20 protein-coding genes are annotated in these 14,187 nt (G+C 44.4%); 7 read left to right on the top strand and 13 right to left on the bottom strand.

Annotated features, from left to right (window positions below; translation table 11 throughout):
• The 8 genes from NYG90_RS03300 to NYG90_RS03335 all read right to left on the bottom strand — a co-directional run.
• Positions 1-1,128 (bottom strand): hypothetical protein (locus tag NYG90_RS03300; RefSeq protein WP_285264699.1); only part of this gene is annotated, 1,128 nt, incomplete at its 3' end.
• A 314-nt stretch (positions 1,129-1,442) separates the two neighbouring features.
• The gene (locus NYG90_RS03305; protein WP_285257799.1) at positions 1,443-1,646 is read right to left on the bottom strand and encodes a type II toxin-antitoxin system HicA family toxin; all 204 of its coding nucleotides are present in this window, start codon (positions 1,644-1,646) and stop codon (positions 1,443-1,445) included.
• Entirely contained in the window at positions 1,639-1,857 is a 219-nt protein-coding gene (locus tag NYG90_RS03310; RefSeq protein ID WP_115011687.1) for a type II toxin-antitoxin system HicB family antitoxin, read from the bottom strand. Before NYG90_RS03310 ends, NYG90_RS03305 begins: the two co-directional genes overlap by 8 nt.
• Positions 1,858-2,326: 469 nt before the next feature.
• Complete coding sequence (locus tag NYG90_RS03315; RefSeq protein ID WP_285264700.1) at positions 2,327-2,482, bottom strand: hypothetical protein; 156 nt, start codon at positions 2,480-2,482, stop codon at positions 2,327-2,329.
• Between the two features lie 561 nt (positions 2,483-3,043).
• Complete coding sequence (locus NYG90_RS03320) at positions 3,044-3,916, bottom strand: hypothetical protein (protein WP_285264701.1); 873 nt, start codon at positions 3,914-3,916, stop codon at positions 3,044-3,046.
• Between the two features lie 8 nt (positions 3,917-3,924).
• Positions 3,925-4,467, bottom strand: coding sequence for an LPP20 family lipoprotein (locus NYG90_RS03325; protein WP_285264702.1), 543 nt, complete (start codon positions 4,465-4,467; stop codon positions 3,925-3,927).
• A gap of 10 nt (positions 4,468-4,477) precedes the next feature.
• Positions 4,478-4,954, bottom strand: a complete 477-nt coding sequence (locus NYG90_RS03330) for an LpoB-related protein (RefSeq protein ID WP_285264703.1) — start codon at positions 4,952-4,954, stop codon at positions 4,478-4,480.
• Entirely contained in the window at positions 4,951-5,463 is a 513-nt protein-coding gene (locus tag NYG90_RS03335; protein ID WP_285256905.1) for a hypothetical protein, read from the bottom strand. The genes NYG90_RS03330 and NYG90_RS03335 overlap by 4 nt, the downstream gene beginning before the upstream one ends.
• A 177-nt stretch (positions 5,464-5,640) precedes the next feature.
• Here NYG90_RS03335 and NYG90_RS03340 point away from each other — a divergent pair, with 177 nt between their 5' ends.
• From NYG90_RS03340 to NYG90_RS03360, 5 genes are read left to right on the top strand one after another with little or no spacing between them, the layout of a single operon-like run.
• Entirely contained in the window at positions 5,641-6,132 is a 492-nt protein-coding gene (locus tag NYG90_RS03340; RefSeq protein ID WP_285256906.1) for a copper chaperone PCu(A)C, read from the top strand.
• 3 nt (positions 6,133-6,135) lie between these two features.
• The gene (locus NYG90_RS03345) at positions 6,136-6,699 is read left to right on the top strand and encodes a hypothetical protein (protein WP_285256907.1); all 564 of its coding nucleotides are present in this window, start codon (positions 6,136-6,138) and stop codon (positions 6,697-6,699) included.
• Positions 6,700-6,724: 25 nt separating this feature from the next.
• Entirely contained in the window at positions 6,725-7,279 is a 555-nt protein-coding gene (locus NYG90_RS03350; protein ID WP_181814259.1) for an SCO family protein, read from the top strand.
• 8 nt (positions 7,280-7,287) lie between these two features.
• Positions 7,288-7,827, top strand: coding sequence for a thioredoxin fold domain-containing protein (locus tag NYG90_RS03355; protein WP_285264704.1), 540 nt, complete (start codon positions 7,288-7,290; stop codon positions 7,825-7,827).
• Complete coding sequence (locus NYG90_RS03360; protein ID WP_285256909.1) at positions 7,824-8,627, top strand: pyridoxine 5'-phosphate synthase; 804 nt, start codon at positions 7,824-7,826, stop codon at positions 8,625-8,627. Before NYG90_RS03355 ends, NYG90_RS03360 begins: the two co-directional genes overlap by 4 nt.
• Positions 8,628-8,682: 55 nt before the next feature.
• Here NYG90_RS03360 and NYG90_RS03365 read toward each other — a convergent pair whose 3' ends face one another.
• Positions 8,683-9,072, bottom strand: coding sequence for a hypothetical protein (locus tag NYG90_RS03365; RefSeq protein ID WP_285256910.1), 390 nt, complete (start codon positions 9,070-9,072; stop codon positions 8,683-8,685).
• A gap of 69 nt (positions 9,073-9,141) precedes the next feature.
• Here NYG90_RS03365 and NYG90_RS03370 point away from each other — a divergent pair, with 69 nt between their 5' ends.
• Positions 9,142-9,633: a hypothetical protein gene (locus NYG90_RS03370; RefSeq protein WP_115012051.1), complete on the top strand. Its 492-nt coding sequence runs from the start codon at positions 9,142-9,144 to the stop codon at positions 9,631-9,633.
• A 12-nt stretch (positions 9,634-9,645) separates the two neighbouring features.
• Here NYG90_RS03370 and pseC read toward each other — a convergent pair whose 3' ends face one another.
• The 4 genes from pseC to accB are packed head-to-tail and all read right to left on the bottom strand — an operon-like array spanning position 9,646 to position 13,417.
• Positions 9,646-10,815 (bottom strand): UDP-4-amino-4,6-dideoxy-N-acetyl-beta-L-altrosamine transaminase, encoded by a 1,170-nt coding sequence (gene pseC / locus NYG90_RS03375; protein WP_285256911.1) that lies wholly within the window; start codon positions 10,813-10,815, stop codon positions 9,646-9,648.
• Entirely contained in the window at positions 10,815-11,537 is a 723-nt protein-coding gene (locus NYG90_RS03380) for a hypothetical protein (protein WP_285264705.1), read from the bottom strand. The genes pseC and NYG90_RS03380 overlap by 1 nt, the downstream gene beginning before the upstream one ends.
• A gap of 56 nt (positions 11,538-11,593) precedes the next feature.
• Positions 11,594-12,940 carry an acetyl-CoA carboxylase biotin carboxylase subunit gene (locus NYG90_RS03385; RefSeq protein WP_285264706.1) on the bottom strand — a complete coding sequence of 449 codons (1,347 nt, stop codon included), beginning with the start codon at positions 12,938-12,940 and terminating at the stop codon, positions 11,594-11,596.
• The gene (gene accB / locus NYG90_RS03390; RefSeq protein WP_285256913.1) at positions 12,941-13,417 is read right to left on the bottom strand and encodes an acetyl-CoA carboxylase biotin carboxyl carrier protein; all 477 of its coding nucleotides are present in this window, start codon (positions 13,415-13,417) and stop codon (positions 12,941-12,943) included.
• A 134-nt stretch (positions 13,418-13,551) separates the two neighbouring features.
• Between accB and dcd the strand changes: the two genes are divergently transcribed.
• A complete protein-coding gene (gene dcd / locus NYG90_RS03395) occupies positions 13,552-14,118 on the top strand; it encodes a dCTP deaminase (protein WP_115012056.1) in 567 nt (188 codons plus the stop codon).
• Positions 14,119-14,187 lie beyond the last annotated feature (69 nt).

The following is a 14,187-nucleotide window of genomic DNA, read 5'->3' on the forward strand; positions in this document are numbered from 1 at the left end:
GTTAGCAAAGGCAGAATCTGTGCCATTGACAAATGTGCTGCCACTGCCGCCAGCTTTTAGCACGACATTGCTAAGTGTGCCGCCATTGTGGGTGAATGTGCCACCGGAGAGATTAGCAGTAGTGATTTGCCCAGCATATTGAGTAAATGCTCCGCCTTGGAGATTGAGTGTGCCTATCTGTCCGCCATCACCTGATGGACCAAAGCCACCGCTAACAGGTCCATAGCCTTGGTAGTAGTGCCCGCCGGTTATGTTGGCGACTCCTACTTCTTCGGTTTTTTGATAGACACTACCGCCGCTTTGATGAAGGGTATTTATCACAATAGAGCCGGGAGCTTCTTGTATGACTAGCTGGCTATCGGCTCTGTTTTGGTTGAGTGTTTGGATTGTTAGGGAGCTATCACCATTTGTAGTAAGGCTTAGACGATCAGCAGCGTTGTTGATAGTATCAATACTGCTATTGCCGCCTAGCTTTACTTCAAACATTACATCACCGATGACATCAAGGGTTGTAACATTGAGATTGTTGCTATTAACCAAATTGAGCCAAGGAGAATCCCCCTCGCCAACCTTTTTAAGATTGAACGCAAGGTGATCCACTCGTGCATTGTCTGCAAACCAAAATCGTTTGCCGCTAAAGCCTCCGGGACGATAGGCAACAGCTACGCTTGCGTAAGTGTAATGCGATACATCTCCATAGCTGCCTCTATCGCCAAAATTCCAATTACCACTCATCGAACTATTTGTGGCACCTTGTTTATTAGTAGTCTGCCACATAATGTTATAGCAGTTGTTGTGGTGTCGCCCATCAACATAGCCGCGACAGGTTCTGCTCTCAAGTTGCGAGAGAAGATTACTTGGGTCATTTGCAGGTATGGTGGATGCCGACATTACACCACTAAGGGCAAAAAAGCACGCTAGGCTTAAGCTTAAGCGAGTAGGCTTTCTGTCATTGCGAGACACTGCGGCAGCAGTGGCGTGGCAATCCAGCGCTTTTTTGTCATTGCGAGACACTGCGCTAGCAGTGGCGTGGCAATCCATAGAATCTGCACTAGCAGAATAGTCATTGCTAGCATTGCTAGAATCCGCTTGCGCGGATTTGTGGATCGCCACGACTTGCTGGCGCAAGTCTCGCGATGACGGAGAGAGGGTGTTGGAGCTAGAATCTAAAGCGGATTGACCAGGAGTATTTAGAGAGAGATTATTTCCCCCCCCCCCGTTTATTATGCAGAGGATTATGTGCGCTAAGTGCTTGCATGGTATCTCCTTGGATAAAAATAGTCAAAATATGAGAGCCACATTGTAGCCAAAATCAAAAAAAAAAAAAAAAACGGCTTTTGATAATTTGATTATAAATTTAGGCATTATTTACACATTGTTTGCAAAAGTGGATTCTAGGGGGTAAAAGTTTGGGGGTGAAAAAAAGGGGGGTGGCAGACTATCTACTCTCTAGCAGATTCTATAATGGCAAAAAGCTCTTTAATGATTTTTGGGTGTAAAGTCTTACCTGTATGATGTGGCAGAACCATTCTATAAGAGTTTTTTATATAGATTCTGTGGCTACCCTTTTGTCTTGCGATAATAAAGCCTTCTTGAAGCAAAAGCTTTTCAGCCTCTTTTGCTGTAAGTTTTGGTAGTTCAGGCATTGGCTAGTTCTATGGGGATAATGGCTGTATCTTTAGCCTGTATATGTCTAATCTCATCTAGCTGCAAACTCTCCATATACAATGCTGCTGCTTCTTTGATATTGCTAATGGCTTCTTCATAGCTATCCGCTTGAGTTACACAGCCACTAAGCTCAGGCACAAAAGCAAAGTAACCATTCTCATCTTTTTGGATAATGGCATTTAGAATCATACAAACTCCTTATGGCGAAACTGAAGCGGATTCTAGCATAAGTTTTATTATTCAAGTCAAAAACTTCAAGTCAAAAACTTATGGATAAGACATAAGACAAAGCCAAGTTTGGATTCCAATGTGGGATTTTAAAATGTGGTAGTATTGCGATTAGAGATTGCCCAAAAGGCAAAAAAAATAAGAGAGTGCGACCTCTCTTAGAGTAACCTACTTCGAGAATAAAGGAGGTTGCAATGAGTAAGATTTGGCTAAAATCTTAGTCGGCATTATACTGCTATGTATAGTGGTAGTCAAGTGCTACTAGGATAATCCATAGCCTACCTTGATCGTTAAGGAGATGGGCTAGTCTTACTCTACTCTCTTACTTAACGCGTGCTTCACTCTTGTTTGATTTGTTTTGCTTTCTTTGCTTTACTGCTGCTTGGACTTGGCTTTCTTTGCTTGTTTGGCTTTGTTGTTATTTTTGTTTTTATGGATTACTAAAGAAGCTGCGCTTTGCCACGCCACTAAAGTGTCTCGCAATGACTATAAAAAGGGCGTTATATGAAAAAGTGGATTCTAGGTGGCAGCAAGTAATCCCACTCAAAAGGCAGGGGCATAGCCCCCACGCCTTAGCGTTTAACATTTAGCCTAAATCTTAGCCCAAAGAGCTTGAAATTTAGATACAATGCGAACCTAAGGCGTTTGCTATGTTTTTTCATAACAAAGCCTTTTGAAGTGGATTTGCCCCCTATCTTGGGGGCGTTGTATTATAACACTCTCTCTCAAACTCTGCTACGACTTTGCTACAAATCTGCTTGATTCTTGTGTTTTACTCTTGACTTTGTGTTGGATTATTAAGAAGCTGCGGCTTGCTTTTTGGATTGCCACGCTTTGTCTTGCGCCAAAGCTCGCAATGACGGGAAAAAGCGTTTAGGTTAAAAAGTGGATTCTAGGGGATTGGTAGGATTGTATGCTAGAATCCACTTTTGAAAAACAAAAAACACAAAATACAAAACGAGGATTCTAGGGAAGTCTGCTTGCGGAAAGATTTTTGAGAATTGTCATTGTGGGATTCTAAGATTTAGATGAAAAGTGGGGGCGCGGCGGCAAGCGAGCGAGACAAGACTTGTGGTCTATCGAGCGAGAAAGCCGCAGGCTCCAGCATTTAGCTAAAAGCTGAATCCCACGGCTAGCGCGCTCTATATCATTTACCATTGATCCACGCGCTTAGGAGTTTGTAGGCTCTGGTATCAGCCCTTTTGCTAAACTCACTTATAGCAGCGGCACGATCTTTAGCATATCTATCATCAAAGCTACCGGTATAGATACTATTGCCCCGGCAGTCTAGCAGCTCTATTTGAAGTGCTACTTGAGTATTGTCATAATCGCCATCAATGAGCAAATCGACTTTCACAACAGAAGCGCGATCATCATTTGCGGGCGATACCTTAAAAAACTTGCTAAACTCCTTACTAAGCTTGCTTTGCAAAATTCTAGCTTCACTAAAGCTTTCACTATACTCTATCACTGCTGCTGGCTTCTCTAGGAGCAGTTTATTTAGCTCGGCGATTTTGACATCGCCTATACTGCTGCCACCAGAGGCATTTAGCACATCGCGGTAGTGTATCGCCCTATCAAGCGCGCTTTGCAGCTCTCTTTGGTGCTTTGGATCAAGACTGCAAGTAGCATCATAGGAGATAGATTCTAGGGCTTGGCGTTGCTTTTGTGTGTAGCTTTTGATGAGATCGCTTTTGCGGATTCTCACTTCTGCACTCCACGCGTTGCCCTCTTGCTTTGTTTCAAAAAACTTCTCCACATCTAGCTCTATATCCTTAGATATGGCATTAGTGTTTAGCTTGGCACTTGAAGTGATCGTGCTATCGCTTCGTATTTTGCTTGACTCATAGCTTGAGCTGACGCTTATTAGCACCTGCTGTGAAATATCGTGCAAGGCATTGCGCTTGGCTTCTGCTTCTGTGAGCCCGACTCCTTTGCCGATGAGTAGATCCTGCCCTAGTGGGTTTGTGGCACTATATGCAAGCCCCACAAACGCCGCGCATATAAGCAGCCGCTTCATATGCATTCCTAGTTAGCTGGTGCAGTTAGGATAGACTGCAGCATAGAGTCTGTCGCACTATCGATATATTTGCGATATTTTTCCTCTGCATTTTTATCCATTTGTAGCAGCACCCAATATTCATCTTTATCACTTACAAAGGCTTCTTTTTGCGAAGTGCCGGGCAGTTTGTTTGCCGCGCCTTGTTTGAGCTGGTTGAGAGAGTTTGTAACTCTTTGGTGGTTCATTTTGTTATCTGCTAGCTCGCTATGAGTTTGTATGGTTTTCTCATATTTGCTATCGACATAGGCATAAATCTTTAGAATCATACTCTGCCTAGCAGCTGCCATAGCTTCTTGCCTAGCGAAGTCCAAATCCCCACCTACAATAGGCGCGCTCCCTACTGCTTCAAAGTCCCCTACACTGCCGGATTTGCCTAGCACCCACGCAGGCGCACCCTTTAGCCCGTGCTTCTCTTGCGCGACTTTGCCAATGCCACCGCTAGCACAGCCTACAATGCCTAATCCAGCAACCGCTACAACACTTGCTAATACAATACTTTTAATTTTCATTTTTGCTCCTTTATTTTAGTTTGACGATTTGCTCTTCAGCGTCCCATAGCTCTTCGCCGGTGTGCCTGTCTGTTAGATTAAAGATCAAAAAGTAATCTCTCTGCTCTTTTTTATTGACTCGAGTTACCTTTTCGATGATTTTGCCACCTAGGCTGATTTTGGCTAGGCGTTGGCTGCCCTTTTCAGCGACATCAAGCTGGTTTATCTCTTCATTATCTCGTTGTTTATGCGTATTGATTCGAGTATTTACACGCCTTCCGCTTCCAGCACTTGTCCGTGAAATTTTATACTTTTTCGCATTTCGCAAATCTCGCGTGATAAGAGCCGCTAATCGCTCGACATCAAATTCTTGCATAGTGTCATTGATAATATCTCCCACTTCTAAAAACTCGCTGCCATCGGCATTTACGCCATAAGTTTCTAGGAAGTTATCCACAAGCTTTTTGGCACTCACTTCAAGATCTTTGCTATCTAGCCCAGCACTCACAAGACCCCTTTCTTTAGGATCAAGAACGGAAACCTCTTTCCCACCACCTGCTTTTGCTGCTTTTCTATCTTTTTGGCAAATGTCTCTTTTGCTTGATTTTGCTTATCGTGGGCGCGGTTTAGTGCTGGGCGTGCCTTTTGCGCATCATCTTGGCTGCCGTAGTTATATGCTGTGTATAAATCTAGCAGCACGCTCTCATACACATAAGGGCTATAGCCTGTGTTTAGTAGCTTTTCTTGCGCTTTTTCTATGCCTTCATCAGCACTTTTTAGCAGCTTTGCCGCCTCCTTGCTCTCCCCTAGCCAAAAGGCATTGACACCACTTTGATAGTCCCATAGCACACCCTTGCCACCTTTGGCGATTTTGAGCGCATTTTCCTTATCTCCTTGGTAAAACGCTTCATTAAACTCCGCCATATTGACCTTGCCGCCGCACGCACTTAGCAGCAGTGCCGCACACACACTAAGACCAACGCCTAAAGCACCTTGTAATGCAACTTTTGTCTTCATTTCTATCCTTTCATTTTCTTTTCAAGCCTATTTCTAGGGAACTTGAATTGCAATATTGTCGTTTTTTTTTTTTTTTGAAGATTTGCTTAAATGGCAAGGATTTTGACTAAGTGGCTTGCTTGATTTTTAATAGGCTTTGTTATACCATAGCCACCTACCCAGAATCTAGGAGTGTGTATGAAAAGACAGGCAAAACTCTCACCAATTTTTCTCGCCCTAACGCTATGGCTCGGGGCTTTGCACTGCAGTGACGCAGCTAAGCAAGATAACGCTCAAAATAACGCCATTGAAGCCAAGGATTTCTACGCATTTGCCACAATTGATGGCTCAAATATTAGCGCAGCCTTTGGCACATTAAGCAACACAAGCGAGCAGCCCATAGCACTGCAAAAGGTCATCATCAAAGGCAAAATCAAAGGCGTAGCAGAGCTACATCAAACAACCAATGATAATGGTATGATGAAAATGCTCCCGGTAGATTCTATTGCAATCCCTGCCAAGCAGAGCGTAGAGCTTGCTCCGGGTGGGCTACACATTATGCTAATCAATCTTCCAAAACCCCTTGAAGCAGGCAAAACAATCGCTTTAAAGCTTACCTTTGATGATGGCACGACACTAGATCTACAAGTCCCAATCCAAGCGCGTCAGGCACACAAAGGCGGGCATTAGCCAATGGCTTATAGAGATAAGCACCTAACCAAAAAGGGCATTATCACAATCATCGTGCTATGCCTATGCGCACTTGTCATTTATCTCATCTGGGGCAAAGGCTCTTTATATCTCTTGCAATCTAGCCCTGAGCCTAAAGCCACGATAAGCAAAGAATCCACTCAAGACAAGCAAGAAGACAACACACCCAAAAAGCAAGATAAAGAGTCGCGTCTATGTATGCTTAATGATGGCAAATGTCAAGTGATATTTATGCAAGATTCTGGCGAGCAGCAAGAGCATATCAAGGTCTCCATAGAAGCCATACCGCGCAATATTATCTCCCTAGAGTCTGTCGTATTTCGCGTAGAAGGCGCAGAGCTATCAAATCTTACCGGTAAAATCATCGGGCTAAATATGGATATGGGTGAAACTATCGTGCGCTTTAATAAAGTCGATGATCTATTGTATGAAGGGCGTGCGATTATGGCTAGCTGCACACAGGAAGTAATGCAATATCGTATGTATCTAAGCACCCAAGATGGCGCAACAGAAGCGGTGGATTTTGATGCCAAGCGCAAAGAATAGCCACAAACACACAAAAGGTAAAGCTATGTCAAGAGCCATTGGTATCGTTGCTGTGGTGGTGTTTGTCGTGGGGCTTGGTGTGTGGAGTGTGCAGAAATACCACTCCTATCACTTCAAAGCCCAAACCACAAATGGCGAAGTCTCTATGGATACATTCTTGGGCAAATACAAAATCGTGTATTTTGGCTATATGTCTTGCCCAGATGTCTGCCCAGCGACTTTGGGGCTTCTGCAAGAAAGCTTGCAAGATCTACAAGATGAAACAGACCTTAGCGATGTGGTGGTGCTCTTTATCACGCTTGATCCTAAGCGCGATAGTCTAAAAGCCCTAGATTCTTATGTCAAGCATTTTTACCCCAATGCCTATGGCTTGCGCTTTGATGAGCAAACTTTGCAAGAAGTTACCAAACGCTATGGAGTCAAATATGAGATAATCCCCCTTAAAGATTCTAAGCTTGGATATAGTATCGCTCATAGCTCTTCACTCTATCTCTTTGACAAGCAAGGCTTCTTGACACAAGAAGTAAGCAACCTTGCCACGCTCAAAGATGATTTGCTAAGCTTTTTTGCTAATCATTAAGGCATAAAATGCGCTGGCTTGGGATTGTGCTTGTGCTATGCTTCTTAGCTAGCTGCGATGATCACAAAGGTGAAAAAGTGGATTCTACTAACTTAACTAGCCTTAGTGCGCTAGAATCTACACGCTTAGATTTTGACACAAAAGACTCTAAGCGTGTAGCCCTGCTCTTTTACTCCGCTACTTGCCAGCCGTGTAAAATCCTACAAGACAATCTCTCACACAAAAGCCTAGAGAATCTAGCTAGCTCCTATGCGATCTATCCTATCGATCTCTATGCGAAATCCCCCATCACCGCGCCCTTTAACACGCCTATTGATATAAAATCACTGCGCAAGATTTTGCATATTTATGCCACACCTACGATGGTGTTTTTTGACACGGCGCATTCAGTGGTATTTACACATATCGGTGTGCTTGGAGTAAATGACCTAGCATTATTATTCACACTTCTACCTACACTCCCAAGCACCCTGCAAACTCAAGAATCCAAGCAGCAATGGATCGCATCTCATCTTACGCAATCTCGTGCTAGCAAAGGAGCATTATGAAGCTACCGGATTTAGGATTAAACATCGATCATATCGCCACACTTAGACAGGCTAGGCGTATCCACCAGCCAGACCCGCTTGAAGCGGTTTTTATCGCCAAAAATGCCGGTGTGCAGCAGATCACCTTGCATTTGCGTGAAGATCGCCGCCATATCCACGAAGATGATGTCGCGCGTATCATCACAAGCTCTCCGCTGCCTGTGAATGTCGAGTGTGCGAGCGATTTAAGCAAGGGCGGAGTCGTGGAGATCCTGTGTGCTTTGCGCCCGCATAAAATCACCCTTGTCCCAGAGAAGCGCGAAGAAATCACCACCGAAGGCGGACTAAATATGCGCTCTAGCACGCTTGCTGAGACAATAGAGCGCTTTAAGCACCACAATATCCCTGTGGCAGTCTTCATCGAGCCAGATAGAGAAGCAATCCACCTAGCCAAGGAGCTAGAAGTTGATGGCATAGAGCTACACACAGGCGTGTATGCCCACTGCTATGATCTTTTGCACTCCTGCTTGCCACATAGCCATAACACCACGCAAAGCCCACAAACACGCCAGCTAGCTTTGCAAATAACCCAAACCCTGCAAGCCCTAGAGTCCGCCGCCACACTCGCGCACTCTTTGGGGCTAGAAGTGTTTGCTGGACACGGGCTAAATTATGAAAATATCGCGCCTATACTTGCTCTCCCATATATTAGCGAGCTAAATATCGGGCATAGCATTATCGCGCGTGCTGTTATGGTAGGACTCTATCAAGCTATCAAAGATATGCAGCAAGCCATAGCAAGAGCTAAGGCGTGTCTCTAAGCTTTAAAGATATTTGATTCTTTATGCGCTTGTGCTTATCAAGCCTAGACCAAGCCTACCAGCCCCTAAGTAATGCGTGGCATTTCATACAATTGTGATTTAGCTCTTGGAATGCTTCATAAGCGCGCACTTTGTCATTATCGCGCAAGAATTTTTCTAGTGCCACGCGATTTTCGATGATGTTATTTAAAAATGATGTAATAATGGGTGAGTAATTGAGTGTTTTTTCATCTAAAAACACTTCGATATTGAATTTCTGCAACGCGCTAAAATCCTCTTTATGCTTGCTAATCCCCTCTTTGACTATGTCAAATTTGTTTAAGAAGAATCCCTTTTGGATAAGATCAGAGTCTCTCTGTAAATACTGCATAATCTCTATGATATTGGATTCTAGTGCGCTAAGTGCATTGCACAATATCGCGACTAAGGCTATCTTGCGGAGCATTATTATCCTTTGTGTGGAGATTTGTTATTGTATAATGAAGTGTGTAAAAAAAGCTTGAAAAGGACCAAAATGCTTGGATATGTGGTAGCAATAGTGATAAATATTTGTATGGCGTTGGGGTTGTCTGCATTGCTCAATATGCGAGCAGGCATAAGCTTTGAAGTGGCATATTTCTCCACTTTACTTATCATCATAAGCTCTTATTATGCTCTACAAAAGCGACTAGCAAGAGAGCTGCGAGCATATACAAATCCGGATTCTACTCCAGATTCTACTCTGGTGCAATCCACAAGCCCTACACCCGATCAAAACCAAAGCGATAAGCCATCAAGCACAAATGCGCCTGTGTCAAAATTTATGCTAGGGGTTCAGCTATCATTTGGTCTCTATCGCTTGCTATCTTATATCATTGCTGGGCTTGCTGTGGTGATCTTAATTGACCTAGAAGCCTTTCATATCCTAGGCTATATCATAGGCGTGCTACTATGTCTAGGCAGTGTTATTATCCTGCGTGTGCATCACATTCGGCGAAGTTTTGAGAAACATTGGGGTGAAAATTAGCCCTAGTGGCAATTAGCAGCTCTTGCGTGCTTTGGCGCATAGATCAAGTATTGTGTCTATGCAGTATTGCACTTGCTCATCGCTCATTGCTTGATGACAGGGCAAAGACAGCTCCGCATAATACCAATCAAGCGCGTTTGTCCTGCTATCACGCCCACTGCTATCTTTGTGTAGCCCTTTTGCATTAGCATAGAGCTCATAGAGAAATATCGGCTTATAATGCACCTGCACGCCTAGCCCGCGTGCTAAGGCTTGAGCAAAAATCTCTTCTTTAGCGCAGTAAAGATCTTTATCAAGCAAGATGGGGTAGAGATGATTTGTGCTTGTGTGATTGCTAGGGATTATTGGGTGTGTGGGCGTGAAGTAGGGATTATCCGCGAATGCCTTATCATAGATTCTAGCTATCTCTTCTCTACGCGCCAAAAACTGCTCAATCTTGCCCAGCTGCGATAGCCCAAGAGTGGCTTGCAACTCGTTTAGACGGAAGTTAAAGCCTACTTGCGCCACTTCTGTATCCCAAAGCCGCTTTTTCACCACGCCGTGTGATCGTGTCAGCTTTGCTTGCTCATAGATTGTTTTGTCATTGGTGCTAATCGCGCCGCCTTCAGCAGTGGTGATAGGCTTAATGGCGTGGAAGCTAAAGATACTCACATCAGCAAAGCCCCCAATCTTGCGTCCATTGACACTACCGCCAAAGGCGTGCGAGCTATCGGCTATGAAGCGGAGATTATGCTCTTTGGCGATAGCTTGCAGGCTATCGACTTTAACACTATTGCCAGCAAAATCCACGCTCACAATCCCTTGCAGCCTATCTCTATCGCTAGAATCCACTTTTTCAATAATGCGCATAATGGATTCTGGCGTGATATTGCCATCTGCCCCAATATCAGCAAATATCGGCTCACAGCCACAAGCAAGCAGCATATTTGCTGTGGCGACAAAGCTTATGGGCGTGGTGATGACAAGGGCGTTTTGACTAAAGCAGGCGCGGTAAGCCGCATAGAGCGCAGAAGTAGCGGAGTTAAAACTCACCACATAGCGCACGCCTAGAAAATCTGCAAGAGCCTGCTCAAATGCCTCTACTGCTTGCCCTTGCGTGAGCAAAGGCGAGCGCAAAGCCTGTGCCACGCGGGCAATATCATCATCATCGATGAGTTGTGTGCTATAAGGGATAGTTTGCATTATCGTAGTAGGTGCAAAACCCTATCAAGCGTTACACCACTGCTGCCTTGGGCGGCTTTAAATTCTTGGGCATTAAGCTTGCTAGAATCTAGTTTTGCATAGCTAGAATCTGTCTTTTGCACAGAGTCTAATCGCTCATCAAGCGCACTTTGGACAAGCCTTTTTGCCTGCTTGGCATAGGATCTTTGCTCGCTTAAATCCTTAGCATATCGCTTAAGATTCTCTGGCTGCTTGACATCTAGCGTATTTGGCGAGAGCTTTTTGGCATTGAGATTGCTCTCTGGTATGTCGGCATAACTTTTTGTAAAGACATTTTCATCACCAAACATCGCTGTATCAAAAGTCTTTTGCATTTGCTCTTTTAGCCCATCTGCTTTGTTTGTGAGATCTTGCACAGCTTTGCTTTGTGTTTCAGTGCTACCTTGCAGGTCTTGGATCTTTAGGGCAAGCTTTTGGTAGGCTTTGTTTTGCGTCTGCAAGGAGTGGATAGATCGTATCATTACTTCAAGTGAGCCTATGGTGGTGTTGGCATTCTTGATCGTTGTGGCTAGATTTTTTGCAGATTCCTTGCCGAGCTTAGAGCTATTAGAGATCTCTTTTGTGGATTCTAGTGTCCCAGACTGCTCACCCTGCTTTGTGCTAGCCTTTGCCTGCTTGCTTCTTTGGGTGTCGCTATCTTTTATGAGACTTGTGGCTACTGCATTTGTGTTTGCTACTTTCACACTTCTCTCCTATGCGCACTTTTCTTCTATTGCAAAGTCTGCTACTACTCCATATCTTACTCGAGATATTTTGTGTGGATAGCAGACTTTAAGAAATCGGCATTACTCATCATTTTTAAATGGAAAGGTATGGTAGTTTTAATCCCTTCAATACTAAATTCTTTAAGCGCGCGGCGCATTCTAGCGATCGCCTTGTTGCGATCCTCACCCCAGACAATCAGCTTGCCAATCATTGAGTCATAAAACATCGGCACGACATAGCCGCTATATGCGTGGCTATCAAGCCGCACATTTGCCCCACCGGGTGCTATCCACTGCGTGATCTTCCCAGCACTTGGGTAGAACTTCACAGGATCTTCAGCCGTGATCCTACACTCTATGCTATGCCCTTTGCATTGGATCTCTTCTTGCTTTGGAAGCTGCTCACCCTCTGCTATGCGGATCATCCACTCCACTAAATCAAGCCCGCTCACCATTTCACTCACCGTGTGTTCTACCTGCAAGCGCGTATTCATCTCCATAAAGAAAAAGTCTTTGTTGTTAGAATCTAGCAGAAACTCAAATGTCCCCGCCCCCACATAGCCGATGTGTTTAGCGGCTTTTACCGCCGTCTCAAGCAGCCTTTGGCGCACATCATCACTTAGCACCACGGCGGGCGTTTCTTCGATGAGCTTTTGCTGGCGGCGTTGGGTAGAGCAATCGCGCTCACCGATATGCACGACATTGCCGTGTTTGTCAGCAAGAATTTGCACTTCGATATGTTTTGGCTTGTTGATGAATTTTTCCATATAGATTGTGCCATCGCCAAACGCACTTAGAGCTTCAGACTCTGCAGCTAGGTAGAGATTTTTCAGCAGTGATTCACTCTCTACGATCCGCATACCCCTGCCGCCCCCACCTGCCGCAGCTTTTAAGATCACAGGATAGCCGATTTGCTTGGCGACTTCTTGGGCGTGATTGGCATCTTTTAGCGCACCATCGCTACCTTCAATCACCGGCACGCCTGCATCTTTCATCACATCTTTTGCCTTAGATTTATCACTCATCATTACCATTACATCACTACTTGGTCCAATAAACTCTATCCCGTGATGCGTGCAGATCTCGACAAAGTGCTGATTCTCACTCAAAAAGCCATACCCCGGGAATATCGCATCGGCATCTACAAGAGCCGCAGTGCTCATAATCGCTGGGATATTGAGATAGCTCTCCGCACTTTTTGCCCCACCTACGCAAATTTTCGCATCGGCTACATCAAGATAATGCGTATCTTTATCCGCCACTGAATAAATAGCGATTGCCTGCTTGCCCATCTCCTGTATCGTCCGTATAGCTCGAAGCGCGATTTCACCGCGGTTTGCGATCAAAATGCGCTCAAGCTTTTTTGTAGCTACCTTTTTCATCTATACTTTTTCCACTTTGATAAGATGGCTACCAAACTCAACCGGCTGCCCATCGCCTGTTTCTATCGCTAGAATCTTGCAGTCAAACTCCGCTTCAATTTCATTCATAATTTTCATCGCTTCAATGATCCCTATTGTCTGCCCCTTTTTGATGACATCGCCGACTTTGACATAGGGGTCTGCATCAGGGCTTGGGCGATGATAAAATGTCCCAACCATAGGAGAAGTGATAAAATCCCCACCCTTGCTAGCACTCGCGCTAGATTCTGCTGGCATAGGGGCAGAAGTGGATTCTACTGCTTTAGGCACGCTAGCTTGTGGGGCAGGCATAATTGCTTGCGTCTCTAGAGCAACAGGAGCTGACACTGCATTTTTATCAAGCTTTAGTTCAAAATTTTCTTGCTTTAGACTAAGCCTTGCGATTTGCGAGCTACTATTGAAAATTTCAATAAGCTTCTTGATTTCAGCCAAATTCATCAAAAATCCTTTAAAAATGAAGTAAATTTTGTATAATAGCACACTTTTAAGCCCAAAATTGCTTAAAAATTGCGTTTTATATTGATGGCACTGCAAGACATTCTCACAACTAAATTTTAAGGCAAGGAAGAAATATGGGACTCAAATCAGATGCGTGGATACGGCAAATGAGCCTAGAGCATAAAATGATCGATCCATTCTGCGAGAAGCAAATCGGCAAAAATGTCATATCTTATGGGCTTTCAAGCTATGGGTATGATATTCGCGTGAGCGATAAGTTTATGATTTTTAGCAATGTGGATTCTATGGTCGTAGATCCCAAAAATTTTGATGAAAACAATGTCATCACCAAAACCGCTAAAGATGGCTTCTGCATAGTCCCGCCTAACTCTTTTGCCCTAGCACATACGATTGAGTATTTCAAAATGCCCCGCGATGTGCTGGCGATCTGCCTAGGCAAAAGCACTTATGCAAGATGTGGGATTATCGTCAATGTAACGCCATTTGAGCCAGAGTTTGAAGGGCATATTACCATTGAGATCAGCAACACCACGCCCCTACCTGCCAAAATTTATGCCAATGAGGGCATAGCTCAAGTGCTATTTCTCCAAGGCGATGAGCCTTGCGAAGTAAGCTATAAAGACAAAAATGGCAAATATCAAGGGCAAAGAGACATCACACTGCCTAGAATCTTGCGCTAATAGCCCATAAATTATATAAAAAGCTCTGTGCTTGCTAGCCCTGCTCCTAGCACAAGCTAGAATCCACCT

Source organism: Helicobacter zhangjianzhongii, assembly GCF_030249855.1.
GTDB lineage: Bacteria > Campylobacterota > Campylobacteria > Campylobacterales > Helicobacteraceae > Helicobacter_B > Helicobacter_B zhangjianzhongii.

Coding starts and splice junctions, on each gene's coding strand:
- dcd (WP_115012056.1), top strand. CDS start 13,552: ATGGGACTCAAATCAGATGCGTGGATACGGCAAATGAGCCTAGAGCAT.
- NYG90_RS03365 (WP_285256910.1), bottom strand. CDS start 9,072: ATGCTCCGCAAGATAGCCTTAGTCGCGATATTGTGCAATGCACTTAGC.
- NYG90_RS03320 (WP_285264701.1), bottom strand. CDS start 3,916: ATGAAGCGGCTGCTTATATGCGCGGCGTTTGTGGGGCTTGCATATAGT.
- NYG90_RS03310 (WP_115011687.1), bottom strand. CDS start 1,857: ATGATTCTAAATGCCATTATCCAAAAAGATGAGAATGGTTACTTTGCT.
- NYG90_RS03345 (WP_285256907.1), top strand. CDS start 6,136: ATGGCTTATAGAGATAAGCACCTAACCAAAAAGGGCATTATCACAATC.
- NYG90_RS03305 (WP_285257799.1), bottom strand. CDS start 1,646: ATGCCTGAACTACCAAAACTTACAGCAAAAGAGGCTGAAAAGCTTTTG.
- pseC (WP_285256911.1), bottom strand. CDS start 10,815: ATGCAAACTATCCCTTATAGCACACAACTCATCGATGATGATGATATT.
- NYG90_RS03335 (WP_285256905.1), bottom strand. CDS start 5,463: ATGAAGACAAAAGTTGCATTACAAGGTGCTTTAGGCGTTGGTCTTAGT.
- NYG90_RS03350 (WP_181814259.1), top strand. CDS start 6,725: ATGTCAAGAGCCATTGGTATCGTTGCTGTGGTGGTGTTTGTCGTGGGG.
- NYG90_RS03315 (WP_285264700.1), bottom strand. CDS start 2,482: ATGTTAAACGCTAAGGCGTGGGGGCTATGCCCCTGCCTTTTGAGTGGG.
- NYG90_RS03360 (WP_285256909.1), top strand. CDS start 7,824: ATGAAGCTACCGGATTTAGGATTAAACATCGATCATATCGCCACACTT.
- NYG90_RS03325 (WP_285264702.1), bottom strand. CDS start 4,467: ATGAAAATTAAAAGTATTGTATTAGCAAGTGTTGTAGCGGTTGCTGGA.
- NYG90_RS03355 (WP_285264704.1), top strand. CDS start 7,288: ATGCGCTGGCTTGGGATTGTGCTTGTGCTATGCTTCTTAGCTAGCTGC.
- NYG90_RS03370 (WP_115012051.1), top strand. CDS start 9,142: ATGCTTGGATATGTGGTAGCAATAGTGATAAATATTTGTATGGCGTTG.
- NYG90_RS03340 (WP_285256906.1), top strand. CDS start 5,641: ATGAAAAGACAGGCAAAACTCTCACCAATTTTTCTCGCCCTAACGCTA.
- NYG90_RS03385 (WP_285264706.1), bottom strand. CDS start 12,940: ATGAAAAAGGTAGCTACAAAAAAGCTTGAGCGCATTTTGATCGCAAAC.
- accB (WP_285256913.1), bottom strand. CDS start 13,417: ATGAATTTGGCTGAAATCAAGAAGCTTATTGAAATTTTCAATAGTAGC.